General features: G+C 70.0%; 1 protein-coding gene. It reads right to left on the reverse strand.

Annotation, left to right across the window (positions count from 1 at the left end; translation table 11 throughout):
* Positions 1-560 precede the first annotated feature (560 nt).
* Positions 561-3064, reverse strand: a 2504-nt coding sequence (locus RKP46_RS14840) for a GNAT family N-acetyltransferase (protein WP_311107355.1), incomplete at its 5' end; no start/stop codon positions are given.

Consider the following 3064-nt stretch of genomic DNA (forward strand, 5'->3'; position numbering starts at 1 on the left):
CGCGCTGCTGGCTGCTTTTGTCGATGGGCACCTGCAACTGCAGCGGAGCAGCGCGCAGCAGTTGCGCAGCGCGTACGCCGAAGGCTTCGGCGCTCTGCCGCACGCCTTGAAGCTGCCCGCAACGCCGGTGTTCAGCGCCTAGCCGAGCGCCGCTGGATGGGGCAGACGAGTTCCTCCGGCAGTGCGCAAATGGCTGATCATCGGCGGGCCGCTTCTTCCTCGCCGCCGGGGCGTTTGCCGCGGCTTGGGCATGGTGGCCGGGGATGCTCTCAGCGAGTTGCACGATCCGCGTCGCGACGGAGCCGGCGGGCAACCACGGGCAGCAACGACGGCTAGAAACAGCAGGCGATCGACATGCTGTTCAGCGCGGTCGATTCTCGGCGGCCTGCTCGGCTCGCTGGCCCTTGCCGTCAGCGGCTTCTGGCGCCGGCGCCGGCCGGACGCGCCGCAAGCTCACTCACCTGCCAGCGTGCTGCGCGAGGTGGGTTCCCTCTCGCCGACCGACCGCGAACCGATGAACAGGCTTTGCCCGCTCGCGCGGTTTGCCCCAGCGACCGCGCTCAGCGGCCGCTGCCCGCGCGCCAACTGACCGGCTGGCGCAGCGCCAGACGCAGGTCGATCGTGCCGCGGTCGGCGCCGGTAGACAGCGTGAAGCCGAGACGACGCGCCAGGCGCTGCATGCGCAGATTGCCGTCCAGCGTTTCGCCGCGCAGCTCGGCGATTCCGCGGCTGCGGCAGTAGTTCACCAGCGTATCGAGCAACAGGCGGCCGAGTCCCTGGCCCTTGAGCGCCGAGTCGACGACGATCGCGAAATCGGCGAATTCGCCGCTGGAATCGGTGACTGCGCGAACCTCCCCAAGCGCACGCGTAGACCCGTCGGCGTCGCGCTCGATCGCCACCAGCGCCATCTCGCGGTCGTAGTCGATCTGCGTGAAACGCGCCAGTCGGCCGCGCGAAATGCTGCGGATGGCATTGAAGAAGCGCATGCGCGCGTCCTCCGGCTGCAGCGAGTTGAGCAAGGCGCCGAGCGCCTCCTGGTCTTCCGGCTGGATCGGCCGGACGAGCAGTGTCCGGCCGTTCCAGCTCAGCGCACGTTCGAGTTCCTTCGGATAGGGCCGGATCGCCAGGCGCCGGCGTTCGCTCTCCGTTCCGGCGCGCGCAAGGCCTATGCGCGCGTCGAGGGCGACGACTCCGGTGGCCTCGACATGCAGGGGGTCGAGGTCGATGCTCGCCACTGGTTCGAGATCGGTCAGCAGTTGCGACAGGCGGATCAGCGCCTGGCTGAGCGCAGCCTCCAAGGCCGGTCGCTCGTCGGACCCGGCTGCCTCTTCGGTAAAGCCGCTGCGTCTGACCAGATCGAGCGCCAGCATCTGGTTGAGCGGCGGCAGAGCAACGACGCAGTCGCCGTGGCGTGGCGGACCGGCGGCGGCGCTGCGCGCGAGGAAGATGACCGGGCCGAACAACTCGTCGAGGGCAACCCCGAGGCGCAGCGCCGGGGTGCCGCTGCGCGCCGCGCTCGGGCGCAGCCGGTAGCCGCCCACACGGCTTGCCGGCTGCTGCGCGCGCTGGCGCCGGCGCAGGTCGCGCGCGGCGAGCCGCACCTCGGCCGGCGAACGAAGGCCATTCGCCGTCTCCGCGAAGACCGTCCCGTTGGCGAAGAGCAGCGCCAGGTCGACCGGATAGCCGGTCTGTTCAGCGGCGACGAGCGCGGCGTCGATGCTGGTGGCGGCCGGCGGCTCACCGACGGCAATGCCATAGGCATGCAACAGGCGGCGCGCGCGACGAGCCGAAAGCATTTCCTCGCCCGCCGCCAGCGCTTCGCCGAGCGTGCTGCGTGCAGCTTCGCCATCAGGCATGAAGTCCGCTGCCTGCGACGGCGGCAGCTGGATCAGCAGGTCGCGGTTGCGCCGGAAGTTGAGCACGCCGAGGAAGGCGGCGATCGCTCTTTCCGGCGAATCGTGACTGAGCACGCCGTGTGCGGCAGCGATGCGTTGCGCTTCGAGCATCGCGCCACCGCCGACCCAGGCGGTGAAGACATTGCGCTCGCTGGCGCGCGACACGGCACAGATGGCCGCCGCCACCTGGTCGCTGGCGGCAAACGGCGATGGCGAGCAGACGGTCAACACGGTATCGGTACGGCTGTCGGCAAGGACGGCTGAGAGCGCTGCCGCCCAGTCTTCCGGGCGCACGTCGGGTGGCAGCGCGAGCGGATTGCTCAGCGGTGAACGCGTCTGCAGCCGCTTTTCCAGATGGCTGAGCGTGCTCGGCGAGATCTCGCCCAACTGGCCACCCAGGCGGAGCAAGGTCTCGGCGGCGATGCGTGCGAGGCCGTGCCCGTTGCCGATGATGGTCAGGCTTTCGCCACGCGACGCTCGTACCCGCGCCATCGCCTCGACCGCTTCGAAGAGCGCGCCGAGCGTATCGATACTGACCCAGCCAGCCCGCCGCAGCGCCGCCTGAAAGACATCGTCGGCGCGCCAGGGTCCATTTGCCGGAGCGTCGGCGGCCAGCCGCCGACAATGAATGGCGACGACCGGCTTGTTGCGCGCGGCAGCACGCGCCGCCGAGAGAAACTTGCGTCCGTCGACGATTTCGTCGATCTGCACCAGAATAGAGCGGGTATCCGGGTCGGCGGCGAGCCAGTCGAGCGTATCGGCGAGGTCCACGTCGAGCCCGGCGCCGAGGTGAAGCACGGTCGAGAAGCCGATTCCGCGGCTCTGCGCACGGTCGAGAACAGCGGCGGCGATCGCCGTGGACTGGCTGACCAGGGCGATCTTTCCCGGCTTGATCGGAACCGGTGCAGCCGAGGCGTTGAGCCCGCCGGCGGGGACGACGAGTCCGCCGCTGCCAGGGCCGAGCACGCGCATCAGCCAGGGCTGTGCCGCTTGCAGAATGCCTTTGCGCGCCAACGCGATCTGGCTGCGGCTCATCCGGTGCCACAGCCACGGTCCGACGATCACGCCGCGCGTGCCGCGCGCGCCGAGTTGCCCGATGATCGCCGGCACCAGATCGAGCGAGGCACAGACGATGGCCAGCTCGGGCGCCGTGGCAAATTCGTCGAGAC

It is taken from the genome of Accumulibacter sp. (assembly GCF_031732815.1).
In the GTDB taxonomy this organism is placed as follows: Bacteria; Pseudomonadota; Gammaproteobacteria; order Burkholderiales; family Rhodocyclaceae; genus Accumulibacter.